16 protein-coding genes and 2 pseudogenes are annotated in these 17990 nt (G+C 70.1%); 11 read left to right on the top strand and 7 right to left on the bottom strand.

Annotated features, from left to right (window positions below; genetic code table 11):
- The first annotated feature begins 32 nt into the window (after positions 1-32).
- The 8 genes from rplT (at position 33) to IEZ21_RS24100 (ending at position 10199) form a co-directional block, all read left to right on the top strand.
- Positions 33-416 (top strand): 50S ribosomal protein L20, encoded by a 384-nt coding sequence (rplT, locus tag IEZ21_RS24135; RefSeq protein WP_033323444.1) that lies wholly within the window; start codon positions 33-35, stop codon positions 414-416.
- Between the two features lie 141 nt (positions 417-557).
- Positions 558-1400, top strand: coding sequence for a TrmH family RNA methyltransferase (locus tag IEZ21_RS24130; RefSeq protein WP_189323988.1), 843 nt, complete (start codon positions 558-560; stop codon positions 1398-1400).
- A gap of 82 nt (positions 1401-1482) precedes the next feature.
- Positions 1483-2628 (top strand): sensor histidine kinase, encoded by a 1146-nt coding sequence (locus tag IEZ21_RS24125; RefSeq protein WP_189323987.1) that lies wholly within the window; start codon positions 1483-1485, stop codon positions 2626-2628.
- A gap of 181 nt (positions 2629-2809) precedes the next feature.
- Complete coding sequence (gene pheS / locus IEZ21_RS24120; RefSeq protein ID WP_189323986.1) at positions 2810-3964, top strand: phenylalanine--tRNA ligase subunit alpha; 1155 nt, start codon at positions 2810-2812, stop codon at positions 3962-3964.
- Positions 3964-6474 (top strand): phenylalanine--tRNA ligase subunit beta, encoded by a 2511-nt coding sequence (gene pheT, locus IEZ21_RS24115; protein WP_189323985.1) that lies wholly within the window; start codon positions 3964-3966, stop codon positions 6472-6474. Before pheS ends, pheT begins: the two co-directional genes overlap by 1 nt.
- 204 nt (positions 6475-6678) lie before the next feature.
- The gene (locus tag IEZ21_RS24110) at positions 6679-7908 is read left to right on the top strand and encodes a PP2C family protein-serine/threonine phosphatase (RefSeq protein WP_189323984.1); all 1230 of its coding nucleotides are present in this window, start codon (positions 6679-6681) and stop codon (positions 7906-7908) included.
- 284 nt (positions 7909-8192) lie between these two features.
- Entirely contained in the window at positions 8193-9533 is a 1341-nt protein-coding gene (locus tag IEZ21_RS24105; RefSeq protein ID WP_033323453.1) for an NsdA family TPR-like regulatory protein, read from the top strand.
- Positions 9534-9653: 120 nt separating this feature from the next.
- Complete coding sequence (locus tag IEZ21_RS24100) at positions 9654-10199, top strand: NUDIX hydrolase (protein WP_189323983.1); 546 nt, start codon at positions 9654-9656, stop codon at positions 10197-10199.
- Between the two features lie 23 nt (positions 10200-10222).
- Here the strand turns inward: IEZ21_RS24100 and IEZ21_RS24095 are convergent, their stop codons facing one another.
- Positions 10223-10480 carry a hypothetical protein gene (locus tag IEZ21_RS24095; RefSeq protein WP_033323455.1) on the bottom strand — a complete coding sequence of 86 codons (258 nt, stop codon included), beginning with the start codon at positions 10478-10480 and terminating at the stop codon, positions 10223-10225.
- Between the two features lie 205 nt (positions 10481-10685).
- Positions 10686-11558 carry a 3-hydroxybutyryl-CoA dehydrogenase gene (locus IEZ21_RS24090; protein ID WP_189323982.1) on the bottom strand — a complete coding sequence of 291 codons (873 nt, stop codon included), beginning with the start codon at positions 11556-11558 and terminating at the stop codon, positions 10686-10688.
- 165 nt (positions 11559-11723) lie between these two features.
- Here IEZ21_RS24090 and IEZ21_RS24085 point away from each other — a divergent pair, with 165 nt between their 5' ends.
- Positions 11724-12986: a glycoside hydrolase family 10-like protein gene (locus IEZ21_RS24085; protein WP_189323981.1), complete on the top strand. Its 1263-nt coding sequence runs from the start codon at positions 11724-11726 to the stop codon at positions 12984-12986.
- 288 nt (positions 12987-13274) lie between these two features.
- On the opposite strand, the pseudogene IEZ21_RS24080 reads toward IEZ21_RS24085, so the two are convergent.
- The 3 genes and pseudogenes from IEZ21_RS24080 to IEZ21_RS24070 all read right to left on the bottom strand — a co-directional run.
- A pseudogene (locus IEZ21_RS24080) lies at positions 13275-13406 on the bottom strand (alcohol dehydrogenase); the annotation flags it as partial.
- Between the two features lie 10 nt (positions 13407-13416).
- The gene (locus IEZ21_RS24075) at positions 13417-14064 is read right to left on the bottom strand and encodes a response regulator (protein WP_189323980.1); all 648 of its coding nucleotides are present in this window, start codon (positions 14062-14064) and stop codon (positions 13417-13419) included.
- Complete coding sequence (locus IEZ21_RS24070; protein WP_189323979.1) at positions 14061-15308, bottom strand: sensor histidine kinase; 1248 nt, start codon at positions 15306-15308, stop codon at positions 14061-14063. Before IEZ21_RS24070 ends, IEZ21_RS24075 begins: the two co-directional genes overlap by 4 nt.
- A gap of 179 nt (positions 15309-15487) precedes the next feature.
- Here IEZ21_RS24070 and lgt point away from each other — a divergent pair, with 179 nt between their 5' ends.
- Together lgt and IEZ21_RS24060 are read left to right on the top strand one after the other, a co-directional pair.
- Positions 15488-16354, top strand: coding sequence for a prolipoprotein diacylglyceryl transferase (gene lgt / locus IEZ21_RS24065; RefSeq protein ID WP_189323978.1), 867 nt, complete (start codon positions 15488-15490; stop codon positions 16352-16354).
- Positions 16355-16384: 30 nt separating this feature from the next.
- A complete protein-coding gene (locus tag IEZ21_RS24060; RefSeq protein ID WP_189323977.1) occupies positions 16385-16798 on the top strand; it encodes a DUF6069 family protein in 414 nt (137 codons plus the stop codon).
- A 112-nt stretch (positions 16799-16910) separates the two neighbouring features.
- On the opposite strand, the pseudogene IEZ21_RS47770 reads toward IEZ21_RS24060, so the two are convergent.
- Positions 16911-17099 (bottom strand): annotated as a pseudogene (locus IEZ21_RS47770) (cholesterol oxidase); the annotation flags it as partial.
- Between the two features lie 290 nt (positions 17100-17389).
- Positions 17390-17989, bottom strand: a complete 600-nt coding sequence (locus tag IEZ21_RS24050) for a TetR/AcrR family transcriptional regulator (protein WP_189323975.1) — start codon at positions 17987-17989, stop codon at positions 17390-17392.
- Position 17990 lies beyond the last annotated feature (1 nt).

Here is a 17990-nt window from a genome sequence, read left to right as displayed (position 1 = left end):
CAACCACGGCCCCGCTACAAGGAGTTAATCAAGTGGCACGCGTCAAGCGGGCAGTCAACGCCCACAAGAAGCGCCGGGCGATCCTCGAGCAGGCCTCCGGCTACCGCGGTCAGCGTTCGCGCCTGTACCGCAAGGCCAAGGAGCAGGTCACCCACTCGCTGGTCTACAACTACAACGACCGCAAGAAGCGCAAGGGCGACTTCCGTCAGCTGTGGATCCAGCGGATCAACGCCGCTGCCCGCGCCAACGGCATCACCTACAACCGCTTCATCCAGGGCCTCAAGGCCGCGAACGTCGAGGTCGACCGCAAGATCCTCGCGGACCTCGCCGTCAACGACGCCAACGCGTTCGCCGCGCTCGTCGAGGTCGCGCAGAAGGCGCTGCCGTCGGACGTGAACGCGCCGAAGGCGGCGTGACGCTGCGCTCGGCTTCAGCCGCGTACGTAACGTCAACCGGACCCGCAGGCTGCCCACCGCCTGCGGGTTCGAGTGCGTCCGGGGCCGGCGGGGGCGAGAAACCACACGAACCCCCTCCGCCATCCCACCGAAGGTGAACCCATGCCATCCGCCCCCGAGTTGATCTCCCCGCGCTCCGCCCGTGTGTCCGCCGCGCGGCGGCTCGCCAAGCGGAACTTCCGGGGCAAGGAGCGGCTGTTCCTCGCCGAGGGGCCGCAGGCCGTGCGGGAGGCGGCCGGGCATCGGGGCGGCACCGGGCCCACGCTCGTCGAGCTGTTCGCGACCCTCGACGCCGCGGAGCGGTATGCCGACATCGTGGGGGAGGCCCGGGATGCGGGAGCCCGTGTGCACCTCGCCGACGAGGACGTGATCGCGGACATCTCCACGACCGTCACCCCGCAGGGCCTCGTCGGGATCTGCCGGTTCCTGGACACGCCGTTCGAGGAGATCATCGAGGCCGGACCCAGGCTGGTCGCCGTACTGGCGCATGTACGGGACCCCGGGAACGCCGGAACCGTGCTGCGGTGCGCGGACGCCGCGGGAGCGGACGCCGTCGTCCTCACCGACGCGTCCGTGGACGTCTACAACCCCAAGGCGGTGCGGGCGTCGGTCGGGTCGCTGTTCCATCTGCCCGTCGCCGTCGGGGTGCCCGTGGCGGACGCCGTCGCGGGGCTCAAGGGCGCCGGGGTGCGCGTACTGGCCGCCGACGGGGCCGGTGAGCACGACCTGGACGACGAACTCGACCGAGGCACCATGAGCGGGCCCACCGCCTGGGTGTTCGGAAACGAGGCATGGGGACTCCCGGAGGAGACGCGTGCGCTGGCGGACGCCGTGGTGCGCGTACCCATTCACGGAAAGGCCGAGAGCCTGAACCTCGCGACCGCGGCCGCCGTATGTCTCTACGCGTCCGCCCGTGCGCAACGCACCCGCGGTGCACGTCCCTGAGGGGGTCCGTTCCGTCACTATGAGCTAGTAGGGTGACGGGCTCGGGGGCCCACTCGCCAGGTCCGAGAGGTGGGGTACGGGGATGAGTGTCGGAACGAGCGGTGCGAAAAGGGCACTGCGAGCACGGGACGTGCACAGCGCACCCGCATCCCTGCGCGGTGATCTCACCGACCTCGGCATCGACCCCGACGACCTGCCCGACGGACTGGTGATCGCCGACGAGCGCGGCCGCATCATCTGCTTCAACGCCGCCGCCGCCCGCATCACCGCCGTCCCCGCCGCCGACGCGCTCGGCCGGCAGCTGGAGTGGGCGCTCCCGTTAGAAGACCTGGAAGGCCGCCGCTGGTGGCAGCTGACCGACCCGTACGGCGGCCTCGCGATCCGTGTCGGACAGCCCGAGCGCAACCTGCTCCTTCCCGGCGGCCGCGAGGTCCTGGTCTCCGCGCGCTACATACGCACCGCACCCACCGGCCCCGTCCGCCGCGTCGTCGTCTCGCTGCGCGACACCGAGGCCCGCCGCCGCACCGAGCGCAGCCACGCCGAGCTGATCGCCACGGTCGCCCATGAACTCCGCTCGCCGCTCACCTCCGTGAAGGGCTTCACGGCGACCCTGCTCGCCAAGTGGGAACGGTTCACCGACGACCAGAAGAAGCTCATGCTGGAGACCGTCGACGCCGACGCCAACCGCGTCACGCGCCTGATCGCCGAGCTCCTCGACATCTCCCGCATCGACTCCGGCCGCCTCGAACTGCGCCGCCAACCCGTCGACCTGGGCGTCGCCGTCGGCCGGCACATCCAGGCGTACGTCGCCTCCGGCCAGTCCGCCGACCGCTTCCTGCTCCGCATCGGCCAGCCGCTGCCCGACCTGTGGGCCGACCCCGACAAGGTCGACCAGGTGCTCAGCAACCTGCTGGAAAATGCCGTGCGGCACGGCGAGGGAACCGTCACCATTGACGTAGAGCCCGCCCCGTCGCCCCGTGAAGCGGAGGACGCCGGTACGTCGGTCACAGTGAGCGACGAGGGCCCCGGCATCCCGGAGGAGTCCATGAACCGCGTCTTCACCCGCTTCTGGCGGGGCAGCAAGCGCGGCGGCACCGGCCTCGGGCTGTACATCGTCAAGGGCATCGTCGAAGCCCACGGCGGCACCATCACGGTCGGCCGCGCCCCCGGCGGCGGCGCCCAGTTCCGATTTACGTTGCCCGTGGGCACCCCGGCGTATCTGCTGTAACGCCGACGAGGCCCCACGGGCGCATTCGCATACCCTGGGGCCCCTCTCGGTCTGGCGTCTGAGAGGACCCCTCACCCCCGTTAGACTCGGCCTTTGGCACCTTGCGTCCGAAGTCAGAGACGATTCGTCTCCGAGCCGTAGACGGGGACCTTCAGCCAGCCAACCGGAAGCACGGGAAGAGATGTCGGCACCGAACAAGTCGTACGACCCTGTAGAGGTCGAGGCACTGAAACCGGAACAGATCGAGCGCATGCGGGACGAGGCGCTCGCCGCCTTCGCCGCCGCGGACTCCCTCGACGCACTCCACGAGGCCAAGGTCGCCCACACAGGCCCCACCTCGCCGCTGGCGCTCGCCAACCGCGAGATCGGCGCCCTGCCCCCGCACGCCAAGGCGGACGCCGGCAAGCGTGTCGGCCAGGCCCGCGGCGCCGTGAACAAGGGGCTCGCCGCTCGCCAGGCCGAGCTGGAGGCCGAGCGCGACGCCCGGGTGCTGGTCGAGGAGGCCGTGGACGTCACGCTGCCGTACGATCGCGTCCCGGCCGGCGCCCGGCACCCGCTGACCACCATGATGGAGCGGGTCGCGGACGTCTTCGTGTCCATGGGATACGAGATCGCGGAGGGCCCCGAGGTCGAGGCCGAGTGGTTCAACTTCGACGCCCTGAACTTCGGCCCGGACCACCCGGCCCGGCAGATGCAGGACACCTTCTTCGTCCAGACTGCATCCAATAGCGGCTCCGCCGCGGGCAAGGGTGCTGACAGCGACGGCGAGTCCGGGGTCGTACTCCGCACCCACACCTCGCCCGTGCAGGCCCGCGCCATGCTGGATCGCGAGCCGCCGGTCTACGTCGTCTGCCCCGGCCGGGTGTTCCGCACGGACGAGCTGGACGCCACGCACACCCCCGTCTTCCACCAGATCGAGCTGCTGGCCGTCGACGAGGGCCTGACCATGGCGGACCTCAAGGGCACCCTCGACCACATGGTCCAGTCGCTCTTCGGCGCCGACATGAAGACGCGGCTGCGCCCGAACTACTTCCCGTTCACCGAGCCGTCCGCCGAGATGGACATGCTCTGCTACGTCTGCAAGGGCGAGTCCGTCGGCAACCCCGACCGCTCCTGCCGCACCTGTTCCAGCGAGGGCTGGATCGAGCTCGGCGGCTGCGGAATGGTCAACCCGCGGGTGCTGACCGCCTGCGGCGTGGACCCGGAGAAGTACAGCGGATTCGCCTTCGGGTTCGGGATCGAGCGGATGCTGATGTTCCGCCACAACGTCGAAGACATGCGAGACATGGTCGAGGGTGACGTCCGGTTCACCCGGCCGTTCGGGATGGAGATCTGATGCGGGTCCCGCTTTCTTGGCTGCGGGAGTACGTCGACCTGCCGGCGACGGAGACCGGGCGCGACGTCCAGGCCAAGCTCATCGCTGCCGGTCTCGAGGTCGAGACCGTCGAGCAGCTCGGCGACGGCCTCAAGGGGCCGCTCGTCGTCGGCAAGGTGCTGACCATCGAGGAGCTGACGGAGTTCAAGAAGCCGATCCGCTTCTGCACCGTCGACGTCGGCCAGGCCAACGGCACCGGCGAGCCCCAGGAACTCATCTGCGGCGCCCGTAACTTCGCCGTCGGCGACAAGGTCGTCGTGGTCCTGCCGGGCGCCGTGCTGCCCGGCGGCTTCGAGATCTCCGCGCGCAAGACGTACGGCAGGACCTCGCACGGCATGATCTGCTCCAGTGACGAGCTGGGCATGGGCGACGACGGCAGCAAGGGCATCATCGTGCTGCCGCCGCAGCACGAGGTCGGCAGCGACGCGATCGAGCTGCTCGAACTCGTCGACGAGGTCCTGGACATCGCGGTCACCCCCGACCGCGGCTACTGCCTCTCGTTGCGCGGCGTCGCCCGCGAGGCCGCCATCGCGTACGGGGTGCCGCTGCGCGACCCGGCCCTGCTCGACGTACCGGCGCCGAACGAGTTCGGCTACCCGGTCGAGGTGTCCGACCCGCTCGGCTGCGACCGCTTCACCGCGCGTACGGTCACCGGCCTCGACCCGGAGGCGCGCTCCCCGATCTGGCTCAAGCGCCGCCTGCAGAAGGTCGGCATGCGCCCGATCTCACTGACCGTCGACATCACCAACTACGTGATGATGGAGCTCGGCCAGCCGCTGCACGCCTACGACCGCAACCTCGTCCAGGGCGCGATCGGTGTGCGCCGTGCCGAGCCGGGCGAGAAGCTCACCACGCTCGACGGCGTCGTGCGCACGCTGGACGCCGAGGACCTGCTGATCACCGACGACCGCGGGCCGATCGGCCTCGCGGGCGTCATGGGCGGCGCCAACACGGAGATCGCGGACCACGAGGACGAGGCCGGTACCACCGAAGTCGTCATCGAGGCCGCCCATTTCGACCCGATCTCCATCGCGCGTACGGCCCGCCGTCACAAGCTGGCCTCCGAGGCGTCCAAGCGCTTCGAGCGCGGCGTCGACCCGCTGGCCGCGTCCGCGGCGGCCCAGCGGACCGTCGACCTGCTCGTGCTCCTCGCGGGCGGCACCGCCGAGGCCGGCGTCACCGAGGTCATCGCGCCCTCCGCGCCGCACACCATCACCATCCCGGTGGACCACCCGGACAAGGTCGCGGGCATCGTCTACGGCCGCGAGACCGTCGTACGCCGTCTCCAGGAGGTCGGCTGCGACGTCTACGGGCAAGACCGGCTGATCGTCACCGTGCCGTCCTGGCGGCCCGACCTGACCGACCCGAACGACCTGGCCGAAGAGGTCATCCGGCTCGAGGGCTACGAGAACCTGCCCTCGACCCTGCCCAAGCCCCCGGCAGGCCTGGGCCTGACGGACCGGCAGCGGCTGCACCGCCGGGTCGGCCGCGCGCTGGCCGGAGCGGGATACGTCGAGGCGCTGAACTACCCGTTCATCGGGACCGAGGTGCTCGACCAGCTCGGCCTGGAGGCCGACGACCCGCGACGCACCCTGGTCAAGCTGGTCAACCCGCTCTCCGACGAAGAGCCGGCGATGCGCACCACGCTGCTGCCGGGTCTGCTCGGAGCGCTGCGGCGCAACGACGGCCGGGGCTCGCACGACCTGGCGCTCTTCGAGACCGGCCTGGTCTTCCGGCCGACCGGCCAGGAGCACAAGGCCGAGCGCCTGCCCGTCGACCGTCGTCCCACCGACGAGGAGGTCGCCGGAGTCAACTCCGCGCTGCCGCGCCAGCCTCGCCGCGTCGCCGTCGTCCTCGCTGGCGCCCGCGAGCAGGCCGGCTGGTGGGGCAAGGGCCGTCCCGCCGACTGGGCGGACGCCGTCGAGGCGGCGCGTACCGTCGCCCGCGAGGCCGGTGTCGAGCTGACCGTGCGCGGTGACCAGCACGCTCCCTGGCACCCGGGCCGATGTGCCGCGCTGTACGTCACGGTGAACGGCGAGGAGACGCTTGTCGGTCACGCCGGTGAGCTGCACCCGCGGGTCATCAAGGCGCTGCACCTTCCGGAGCGCAGCTGCGCCATGGAGGTCGAGCTCGACCTCCTGGAGCAGGCGGGCGCCGGCGCCCTTCAGGCGCCGCGTATCTCCGCCTTCCCGGTCGCCACGCAGGACGTCGCGCTGGTCGTCTCGCGGGACGTTCCGGCGGCCGACGTGGAGGCCGCGCTGCGCGAGGGCGCCGGTGAACTCCTCGAGTCCATCCGGCTGTTCGACGTCTACGAGAGCGCGCAGCTCGGCGAGGGGCACAAGTCCCTGGCGTACGCGCTGCGCTTCCGCGCCGACGATCGCACGCTCACCGTCGAGGAGGCCTCGGCCGCCCGCGACGCGGCGATCACCCTGGCGGGCGAGCGGACGGGGGCGCTGCTGCGCGGGGCGTGACTCCGGCACATGCCTGCTGACCTGCGATGAGGGGCCCATCCGAAGCTACGGAGGGGCCCCTCACTCATTCGGGTGAGAATTCGGTGCCAACGGGTCATTCGGGTATGGACGCCGAAAGAATCGATCCGGTCGATCGGCCGTCCAAGAGCGCCGACCAGGGAAGGCCCCGCGACCGCCGTCCCGCAGCCTGGGGGGTCCGTCGGCATGATCCGTACCATCGCCCGGGGCGGCGCGCGTGTCGGTGCCTCCCGTGCGTGGCGGACACTTGTTCTTGTCCTGCCGGGCCTCTGGGTCGGCACCGTCGTCCTGTGGGAGGTCCTTCACCCCACCGGGGCCCAACTGATCCAGCTCCTCGCCGCCGCCCCCGCCATCGCCTGCGCCGGCACGGGCCGCCGCTCGTGCGTACTGCTGGGCGGCATGTGCGCGGTCTTCGCACTCGTCCCGATCGGCTCGGCGGGCCGGGACGAGAGCATCGGCACCCGCTTCGGCACGTTCGCGGCCATCCTCGCCGTCGTCATCGCCAGCTATCTCACGGCCGGGCGCCGCGCCCGGCTGCAGCGTGAACTCGAAAGCGCCCACGCCATCGCCGACGCCGCCCAGGCCGTGGTGCTCCGCCCGCTGCCGCCAAGACTCGACGGACTCGCCCTGGCCGCCGGGCAGTTGTCCGCGAGCCGGGGCGCGGCGGTGGGCGGCGATCTGTACGAGGTGATGGCCACGACGCACGGGGTGCGGGTGGTCATGGGAGACGTACGAGGCCACGGCCTGGCCGCGGTCGGAACGGTCGCGGCACTGCTGGGCAGCTTCCGCGACGCGGCCCATGACGAGGCCAAGTTCGCCGACGTGCTGCGCCGCTTGGAGCGCGCTCTGGACCGGCACCTTCGGGAACGCTCCCGCCACGAACATCCGGCGGCCACCGACAAGGACCCGCAGAGCCCGGTCGCCGAGGACTTCGTCACCGTACTGCTGCTGGAAATCCGCGAAGACGGAGAAGTGCACGCCCTCAACTGCGGCCACCCCTGGCCATATCTGCTCACCCCAGGCCGAGCGAAACCGTTCGCCCAAGCCGAACCCCTGCCCCCTCTGGGCCTGTTCCCGCTCCCCACCGAACTACCGGCCATGGACTGCGGCCAACTCCAGCCCGGCGAGGCCCTGTTCCTCTACACGGACGGCGCAGAGGACGCACGTGATGGCACGGGCCGCTTCTTCCCGCTGCCAGCCGCGTTGACTGAGGCCGCCAAGGCAGACCCGGTCTCCCCGAGGGACGTACTGCGCGACGTCTTCGCCGGCCTTCAACGCCACACAGCTGGAAGCACATCGGACGACATCGCGATACTGGTACTTCGCAACGACCGCTCAGCATTAGGCGCCCCTTTAGGGGCGCGGGGAACTGCGCGACAAGCCACGACGGACCCGCAGCCGACAACCAACTTGTAGTCCCCTCTGCTCAGTCGCCCTGCTCAACCCAGTGGACACGGCACCGCCCGCCCAAGCCACGGAGTGTCGGGCAGGCAGCTGGGCGGGCGGCGCGAAGACGGGCCACCGCACTGTACGAGGGGGAGCCGGCGGCCCGGCCGGCCTCTTTGCGAGGCAGTTCAGTCAACCGGCCGGAAACTCTCCGCAACAGCGCGCGCACAGCGCGGATTCGAGCACTCCGTTCACACCCCGTGTGAAGACGCACGCACTACTCTTTTCCGCACCGAGCCACCCGGAGGGCATCCATGCAGCCCAACACTCTGCTCGACGCGATTCTCGACGAGGCCGGGATATCCCACGCGGGACTCGCCGCCCATGTGAACCAGGCGGGGCGCAGCCGTGGCCTGGCACTCCGTTACGAACACACCGCCGTGGCCCGGTGGTTGAAGGGCCAGCGCCCGCGTGGCCAGGTGCCCGACCTGATCTGCGAGGTGCTCGCCACGCGCTTGCAACGACCCGTCACACTCGACGACATAGGCCTCGGCGTACCCGGCGAGTCGGCCTCTCCGCACGGCACGACCCTCTCCGGATTCGTCGAACGGGCCACCGCCCTGTGGCGATCCGACGAACAGCAGCGCCCGCACATCCTCGGCGCCCCCGCCGTCACCGGAACGCCCGCCGTGATGCCCGTATGGGAATGGGAGAACCCGCCCGAGGACACGGACGTCTCGCGCGGCGGACGGCAGCGCGTGAGCATGGCCGATATCGAGATGCTGCGCGCCGCCCGCGCCCACTACGAGCAGATGTACCGCAAGGCCGGCGGCATCGCGACCCGCAGCCGTATCGTCGGCTTCCTCAACTCCGAGACCGCGCCGCTCCTCAGAGGCAGCTACACCGACGCCACCGGCCGCCAGCTCCACCGCGCGACCGGCGGGCTGGTGGCGATCGTGGGCATCTGCGCGTACGACTCCGATGCGCACGGCCTCGCCCAGCGCTACTTCCACCAGGCGCTCAGGCTCGCAAAGGCCAGCGGTGACCGGGGACTTGGCGCGTACGTCATCGCCCTGCTCGTCAACCAGTCGCTGTTCATGCGCGAGTACAGGCAGGCCGTCGCCTTCGCCGAGGCCGCGCTGCGCGCCGCGGGGCGGCACATCACACCGGCGCTCGCCTCCGACCTCTACGCGATGCAGGCCAAGGCGTACGCACACCTCGGCGACGGCAGCAGCGCCCTGTCCTGCATCCGGCGTGCCGAGTCGGCCGCCGAACGCATCCGGCGCGGTTACGAGCCGGACGAGACCGGCTATGTCCAGCCGGGCCTGGTCAACGTACAGGTGGCGGAGGCGCTGCTCAGCCTCGGTGATCTGACCGCCGCTCAGGAGCATGCCGCGGCTGCCGTGGACACTCCGGCGCACGACCGGGGGCGGGTGCACCGGCTCGCCATGCTCAGTCAGATCGAGCTGCGCCAGGGCAATGCGGACAAGGCGGTGGTCACCGCGGTCGAAATGGCCGAGCAGGCGCGGGGAATGGAGTCCCAGCGGCTGCGCGACAGACTGCGGGCGGTACGCGAGCACCTGGTGGCCAGTGACTGCGCGGGGACGTCCGAGGCCGCCGAACTCATCGCCGGGGCACTGCGCGTACCGCTGTAGGCAGAGCCCCGGGCACTGCGCCTACCGCCGCGAGCGGACCGCCGGCGGACCACCGTGAGTCTGCTGTGAAGACGCTCCTGCTGCGATATTGCCATCTACTCGGCGGAAGGTGGCAGAACCGTGCAGTGGACGAAACGGAACGAACAAACTGTGTATGCAAACCGCTGGTTCAGCGTCAATCTCGCAGACGTGGAACTGCCGGACGGTCGGCACCTCGACCACTTCCTGATACGGCTGCGGCCCGTCGCCGTGGCCACCGTGGTGAACGAGGCCAACGAGGTGCTGCTGCTGTGGCGGCACCGCTTCATCACCGACAGCTGGGGGTGGGAGCTCGCGGCGGGCGTCGTCGAGGACGGCGAGGACATCGCCGTCGCGGCGGCCCGCGAACTCGAGGAGGAGACCGGGTGGCGGCCGGGACCCCTGCGCCATCTGATGAGCGTCGAGCCCTCCAACGGGCTCACCGACGCCCGGCACCACATCTTCTGGGCCGACGAAGGCGCGTACATCGGACACCCCGTGGACGACTTCGAGTCGGACCGTCGGGAATGGGTTCCACTCAAGCTCGTCCCCGACATGGTCGCCCGCGGAGAGGTCCCGGCCGCCAACATGGCAGCCGCGCTGCTCCTCCTGCACCATCTCAGGCTCGGGCAGGACGCTTTGCCCTGATCCCCCCCACCGCGTCCTGGGACCTAGTGGCCCAGAGCCTGCCAGACCGCCACGGCGAGTGCGCCCACGGCCGTGACGACCGCGACTGCGCGTAGTGGCCAGCGGGTGTGTTCCAGTGCGACGACGCGTGCGCTGAGGTCGTCGAGATCCTTGGCGGTCTGTTCGGCGCGATGACTGAGCAGAGCCTGTCCTCCCTCGACGCGGGCATGCGCCACATCGAGGCGACGGCGTAACTCTGCGAGTTCTCCATGGACCACGGGATGCTCCGGGTCGGCGGTCACGAGTCCGCTCCTTTCAGTAGTCGTCACATCCCTTACGTGCGCACGGAAAGTCAACCCGCCCTGGTGGGCAGCTGGGGAGCGTGTGCGAGGGGCATATGCGGGCTCGGTGCGCACACGGTGTGTGAATGGCGCGGGCCCGGCGCTCGGAAGAGGGCCGGGCCCGTCGGCCTGAGACGTACGGACCGTGGTCGGTACGAGGATGCCGCTAGGCGTAGGTGTAGAAGCCCGAGCCCGACTTCCGGCCCAGCCGGCCCGCGTCGACCATGCGCTGGAGCAGCGGGGGAGCGGCGTACAGCGGCTCCTTGTACTCCTCGTACATCGAAAACGCGACCGACGCGACCGTGTCCAGGCCGATCAGGTCGGTCAGCTTCAGCGGGCCCATCGGGTGGGCGCAGCCCATCTCCATGCCGTTGTCGATGTCCTCGCGGCTCGCGATGCCCGACTCGAACATCCTTATGGCGGACAGCAGATACGGGATCAGCAGGGCGTTGACCACGAAACCCGAGCGGTCCTGGGCCCGGATCGAGTGCTTGCCCAGGATCTTCTCGACCAGCGCCTGCGCCCGGCTGATCGTGATCTCGGAGGTGGTGAGCGCCGGGATCAGCTCGACCAGTTTCTGCACGGGGGCCGGGTTGAAGAAGTGGATGCCGATGACCTGGTCGGGACGCGAGGTGGCGACGGCGAGCTTCACCAGGGGGATGGAGGAGGTGTTGGAGGCGAGGATCGCGTCCTGACGGGTCACCACCTGGTCGAGTACCTGGAAGATCTCGGTCTTCACCATCTCGTTCTCGACGACGGCCTCGATCACCAGGTCGCGGTCGGCGAACTCGCCCAGATCGGTGGTGAAGGTGAGCCGCGCCTGCGTGGCGGCCAGCTCCTCCTCGGAGATCTTGCCGCGCTCGGCGGCCTTGGAGAGCGAGTTGTAGAGCCGGGTCCGGCCGATCTCGAGTGCCTCGCCGGTGGTCTCGGCGACCATCACATCGAGCCCGGCACGGGCGCACACCTCGGCGATGCCCGCTCCCATCTGGCCGCAGCCCACCACTCCGACACGTGAGATGTCTCCGAAGGTGTCCGTCACATCGTCCCTTTCGCTGTTCCACGGGGTGGCAGGACCCCGGGGGCGCCTGCTCCATTCGTGAACGTTACTCTCGGGGTCCCGATGATCGATCGTGCGGGTGCGGCGTGCTGTCTGCCCGGAAGCGATACGTGAGCAGGCCGATCCGGTGCGTATGGGGGGAAACCCATGGGGCGAGTGACACGTAGGGCGTTCGCGGGAGTGATGCTGGCCGGGCTCACGGCCGCGGGAGGCGCGGCGGCCTGGGGCGCGACGACCGGCGACGAGACGGACGAGAAGGACGGGGCCCGGCGCCGCGCCGGCTCCGGTGAGCTGCGCGGCATGTGGCTGTCGACCGTCACCAACCGCGACTGGCCGTCCAAGACCGGGCTGACCGCCGCCGAGCAGCGCTCCGAACTGCTCGAGCATCTCGACACGGCAGTACGCCGCCGCCTCAACGCGGTGATCTTCCAGGTGCGCCCCACCGCCGACGCCCTGTGGCCCTCGCCGTACGAGCCCTGGTCGCAGTACCTCACCGGCGTCCAGGGCGAGGACCCCGGCTGGGACCCGCTCGGCACCGCGGTCGAGGAAGCGCACGCGCGCGGCCTGGAACTGCACGCCTGGTTCAACCCGTACCGCATCGCCAACCACACCGACCCCACCAAGCTGGTCGCCTCCCACCCCGCCCGCGAGCACCCCGACTGGGTCGTGCCGTACGGCGGGAAGCTCTACTACAACCCGGGGCTGCCCGAGGTCCGCGCCTTCGTCCAGGACGCGATGCTCGACGCGGTGAAGAAGTACGCCGTCGACGCCGTGCACTGGGACGACTACTTCTACCCGTATCCGGTCGAGGGCGCGGTCTTCGACGATGACGCGGCCTACGAGCAGTACGGCGCCGACTTCGAGGACCGGGCGGCCTGGCGGCGGGACAACATAGACAAACTGGTGCGTGAGACAGCGGCCCGCGTCAAAAAGATCCGGCCGGGCACGCAGTTCGGGATCAGCCCGTTCGGAGTGTGGCGCAACGCCGCGACGGACTCGCTCGGCTCGGACACCCAGGCCGGCGTGCAGACGTACGACGATCTGTATGCCGACACCAGGAAGTGGGTCCGCGAGGGCTGGATCGACTACATCTGCCCGCAGATCTACTGGAACATCGGCTTCGCCGCCGCCGACTACGCCAAGCTGCTGCCCTGGTGGGCGGAGGTCGCCGAGGGCAGCAGGACAAGGCTGTATGTGGGGGAGGCGCTGTACAAGGCCGGGGATCCCGCGCAGCCCGAAGCCTGGCAGGAGCCGGCCGAACTGTCCCGACACCTCACCCTCGCCAAGGAGCACCCGGAGGCGCGGGGCCACGTGTTCTTCGCGGCCAGGGAGGTCAGGGAGGACAAGATCGGGGCCATGGCCCGGGTGGTTGCCGACCACTACCAGCGGGCGGCGCGGACGCCCCGATGATGGAGGGGCGGGCCCCCTGCAGGGTGCTCACGGAGATCTTGAGCCGGCATCCCGAGTGGGAACAGGCCCAGATACTGGGCGTACTGTTCCCCCGCCCTGCGGCTGTCCCGGAGGAGCAGCGGCCGCCCCGCCAATCCACCCCGCTGCCCCGCCCTGTAGAGGGGCCGGCGGTGGCTTCATCAGGGTCGCAGTCAAAAGACAAGGGACCAAGTCCCCGGGAGGCCCTGCAGAGCAGCCGGGCTCAACGCCCGCCGGCAGGCTGAGTCAGGCAGGTTCATTCTTCGCACGGGGCTCGCCGCCCTTGCCGACGGCGTTGTACGTGACGGTCCTGCCGCCGGTGCAGTACTGCTCCAGGCCGGCCTTGCAACTGTCGCACTCGCGGCAGGAGTCGACGAGGCAGCCGACGCGCACGCGGTCGCCTGAGCGGCGTTCAGTCGATGCGGATGATGCCCCGGCCCAGTGCGGCGGTGACGGCGGCGGTGCGGTCGGCGACGTCGAGCTTGGTGTAGATGTGCAGCAGATGGGTCTTGACCGTTGCCTCGGACAGGCGCAGGGCGCGGGCGATCTGCTTGTTGCTCTGCCCGCGGGCCACGGCGGACAGAACTTCGAGTTCCCGGCCGGACAGGCCGGCACTCCGGTCGCCGCGCAGATGGGCGAGGACCTTGGCGGCCACCGAGGGGGACAGTGCCGCTCCTCCCCGGGCTGCAGTGCGCACGGCCTCGCACAGCTCGTGTCGTCCGGTGTCTTTGAGCAGGTAGCCGACCGCGCCGGCGTCGATGGCGGCGGTGATGTCGGCGTCCGTGTCGTAGGTGGTCAGGACGAGGACCCGGACCTGGGGGTGGGCGGCGCGGATGGCGGCGGTCGCGGCGGTGCCGTCCATGTCGGGCATCTGCAGGTCCATCAGGACGACATCGGGTGCCAGTGACGCGGTCCGGCGCACTGCCTCGGCACCGGTGGCGGCTTCGCCGACGACCGTGAGGTCGGGCTGAGTGGCCAGCACGGCGGCCAGCCCGTCGCGGACCACGGGGTGGTCGTCTGCGAGGAGGACCCGGATGGAGGGAGTGGTCGAAGTGCTCATGACGCCGGGGCCATCCGCTGGGTACCGGCCGCGGGTGACGGTGCGGAGGCCGAGGGCTCGACCGGGACGGAGACCGAAGGCTCGATCGGGAGCGGCACCGTGATGGCGACGGTCGTACCCTCGCCCGCGACGCTTTCCAGCGCGAACGTGCCGTCCAGGGCGGCGATGCGCTCGCGCATGGTGATCAGGCCGATGCCGACATGCCGGGCGGCGGGTGCGAAACCGGTGCCGTCGTCCTGGATGTCGATGGCCAGGGCGTCGCCGAGGTAGGACAGCGTGACCGACACGCTCGCCGCGTGGGCGTGCCGCCGGGCGTTGGTCAGCGCCTCCTGCACGACCCGTAGCAACTCGCCCTCGCTGCTGGCAGTCAGGGCGACCTGTCGGCCGGTCACGACCGTGTAAGCCTCGATGCCGGTCTCCTCCGTCAGCCGGGCGGTGAGCTCGCGGACCGCTTCCGCCAGGTGCGTGCGGTCCAGCGGCGCCGGGCGAAGGGCCTGCACGAGGCGGCGGCTCTCGACCAGGTTGTCCCGGGCCGTCCGCATGGCCTGCTCGACGCGGCGGGCCGCTGGAGAGCCGGGTGGCAGGTCGTCGCGTGCGGCGTCCAGCAGCAGGGAGATGGACGCGAAGCCCTGGGTCAGGGTGTCATGGACCTCTCGGGCCAGGCGCTGACGTTCGGCCAGGGTGCCCGCCTGACGTTCCGCCGCCGCTCGTTCCGCCTGGGTGGCGGTGAGTTCGTCCAGGAGCCGCTGCCGCTTGTGACTCTCGTGGTCGAGGGTGGCGACGTAGCAGACGATGTTGACCGCCAGCGCGGCACCGAGCACGCAGCCCGTGAGCGTTCGCACGTCGGCGGAACCGTCCGTGGTGAAGCGCTGCCACGACCAGGCGCCGCCCAGCACCAGCACCCCGCCGGCCGACCACCAGGCCCGTCGCAGCCAGTACGGGGTCAGCACGGCCACGGCGACCGGGAGCAGCGCGGGGTCCACCACAGACATGGCCACCCACGCCGCCAACGCCCCGACGAGGTAGGGCAGCGGAGGGCGACCGGTGCCGCCGCGCAGCGCGATCCAGTACGCGTACCAGGCGGCGAGTCCCACCGCAGGGCCGATCCGCAGCAGTGCCGTGCCGGTCGTCAGATCCGTCCCGGCCAGCGCACCCAGCGCGGACAGGGTGAGCACGACGGCGAAGAAGGCGTGTTGGCCCACGGCCTTCCACCGTGCCCTCTCGCACACCTGTTGCAGCGTCATGGTCCGCAGCGTACGCGCAGCCGAGTAGCCGGAGGATCAGCCGGCCGGTGCGAACGCATCCACCGATCGGTGGGCGGATGATGCGTCGATCGGTCGATGTGCCAGGCCCGTGCGGGCGGCGAGGATCGGCCCCGCACCCGGCCGCCCGAGCTCCACCGCACCCCGTGAGGAACCATCCAGTGCCCCTGGCCTTCATCCCCAGCCCGTCCATCGGCGAGATCCACCTCGGCCCGCTGCCGCTGCGCGGCTACTCACTGATGCTGATCCTCGGAATCGCCGCGGCGGTATGGCTGGGCGGCCGTCGCTGGGCCGCCCGCGGTGGAGAGAAGACCGTCGTGACGGATGTGGCCCTGTGGGCGGTCCCCTTCGGTGTGGTCGGGGCCCGCGTCTACCACGTGGTCACGTCCAGCGAGCCGTACTTCGGCAAGGGCGGCGATCCGCTCAAAGCCCTCTTCGTCTGGGACGGGGGCATCGGCATCTGGGGCGCCATCGCGGGCGGTGCCGTCGGAGCCTGGATCGGCTGCCGCCGCAAAGGTGTCCCCCTGCCCATGTTCGCCGACGCAGTCGCCCCCGGCATCGCCCTGGGCCAGGCCATCGGCCGCTGGGGCAACTGGTTCAACCAGGAACTCTACGGGCGGGTCACCACCCTCCCCTGGGCGTTGGAGATCGACCCCGCGCACCGGCCCGAGGCCACCTCCGACCTGGCCACCTACCACCCCACCTTCTTGTACGAGTCGCTGTGGTGTCTCGGTGTGGCCGCCCTGGTCATGTGGGCGGATCGCCGCTTCCGCCTCGACCGGGGCCGCGCGTTCGCGCTGTACGTCGCCGCCTACTGCGTCGGCCGCTTCTGGATCGAGTGCCTGCGGGTCGACGAGGCCCACCACATCCTCGGCCTGCGCCTGAACGGCTGGACCGCTCTGCTGGTTTTCGCGGCCGCCCTCGCCTACCTCATCGCTGCGACACGACACGCGTTCGACAGCCGTGGCGACGCCGCCTCCGACCGTCTCCTTCCGCGCCCGGACGCGACCAGCAGTCCCAGGAGCTGACCATGTCCCCTTTCACGAACTGGAGTTGCCATGTCCCATGTCTCCGAGACACTCCCTTCACGGCGGGGTCCGCTGGTGGTGGCGGGAGGTGTTTTCATCGCCTTCCTGCTCGCCTCCTTGGTGAACGCGTCGATCGCTGTGCTGGCGCACGCGATGAGCGCGCCGGACGACTTCAACCCGCTGGAGCCCCCGGCGTATGTCTTCCTGACCGCCCTGGGGGTGCTGGCGGGAGCCATCGGATGGGACATCGTCCGCAGGCTTTCCCAGGATCCCGAACGGCTGCTCCGCCGACTCGTCCCATCGGTCGTCGTCATCTCCCTCGTTCCGGACTTCTTCCTGTTCGACGAGGGCGAGGTGACCGGTGTGGTGGCGCTGCTCGTGATGCACCTCGCGGTCGCGGTGATCGCGTACCGCAGGGTCATGCCACTGGGCTCGGCGCGGTGACCGTAGCGACCTTCGGGCCACGTACGAAGAACCCGCCGGCAACCCCTGCCAAGTCATGAATCCTGCTGTGATCGCTTGTCATCATCACGCCGATGATGGTCCGCTCCGATCAGCGGTCGTTGGAGAGGGAGCGGGCGACGAGGAGGGGGCGGTGGGCCGCATTCCGCAGCCAGGCCAGCGCCCTCGACGAGCCCTCGGCGTACGGCACTTGGAGGATCGACAGGCCGCCCATCGAGTTGGAGCCCTTGCCATGGCGGACCGGCTCGATGTGGGTGTTCTCGTCCGGGTGGATCGACGAGGTGAAGTTCGCGGACGACTTGGCGGAGGCTCTTGCCTGGTGCGACCTCGTGTAGCACGCTTCCAGCGAGAGTTGTCACCCAAGGGCGGTCGTAGCCGGTGACCGGCTGGGAAATTTTGCCGCAGTTGGCTCAGATTGTCAGCGTGAGTTGGCGCGGTACCAGTGCTTCAGCCTTGTTGTCACAGGAATGCCGGCCTCCTGAGCTCGAGACTCCGTTCCGCCCCCTTCGGCACGAGGGGCGGGTTGGATGGAACTGATCCACACGTGAGTACTGCTGCGCCTGAGTGCTCAGATCATGAGGTGCCGGTCTGCAACCCCGCGATGAGTCCGTCGAGTATCCGCAACTGGCGGGTGGGTGTGGTCAGGCGAGCCGCGAAGATCGCGTTGATCTGGAGTCCCATCAGCGTGGCCATCACAAGGTCCAAGAACGCATCGAGATCGCAGGACGGGTTGATCTCTCCCGCTTCAGCCGCAGTGCGCAGATACGAGAGCATCTGATCGCGCCAGCGCGACATTGCCTGGTCGTAGACATCGATCAGTTCCTCATCGGCTACCGCGTAGTTCCAGAAGCCGATGACAACGCGGGCCTCATTGAGACGCACGTCGTCCAGGGGCATGATCTCGATGCAGAACTTGCGGAACGCGTTCACGCCGTTGGTGCCGGCGATGGTGCGGGCGGCCCGCTGCTCGGTGGCTGCGTTGGCGCGCTCCAGCGAGGCCCGCAGAATTGCTGCTTTGGTGGGAAAGTATCGTGCGAGCGCACCGTTGGTGAATCCCGCTTCGGCGGCGAGATCCCGCATGTTCAGCGCCGCGAATCCTCGCCGCGCGACAAGGCGCCATACAGCTTCGATGATCTCTTCACGCCGCGCGTCGTGGTCCACGATCTTGGGCATG

This window comes from Streptomyces flaveus (assembly GCF_014647675.1).
GTDB lineage: Bacteria > Actinomycetota > Actinomycetes > Streptomycetales > Streptomycetaceae > Streptomyces > Streptomyces flaveus.
Note: the sequence above shows the minus strand (reverse complement) of the source record. Positions and strands in the feature narration are given on the sequence as shown.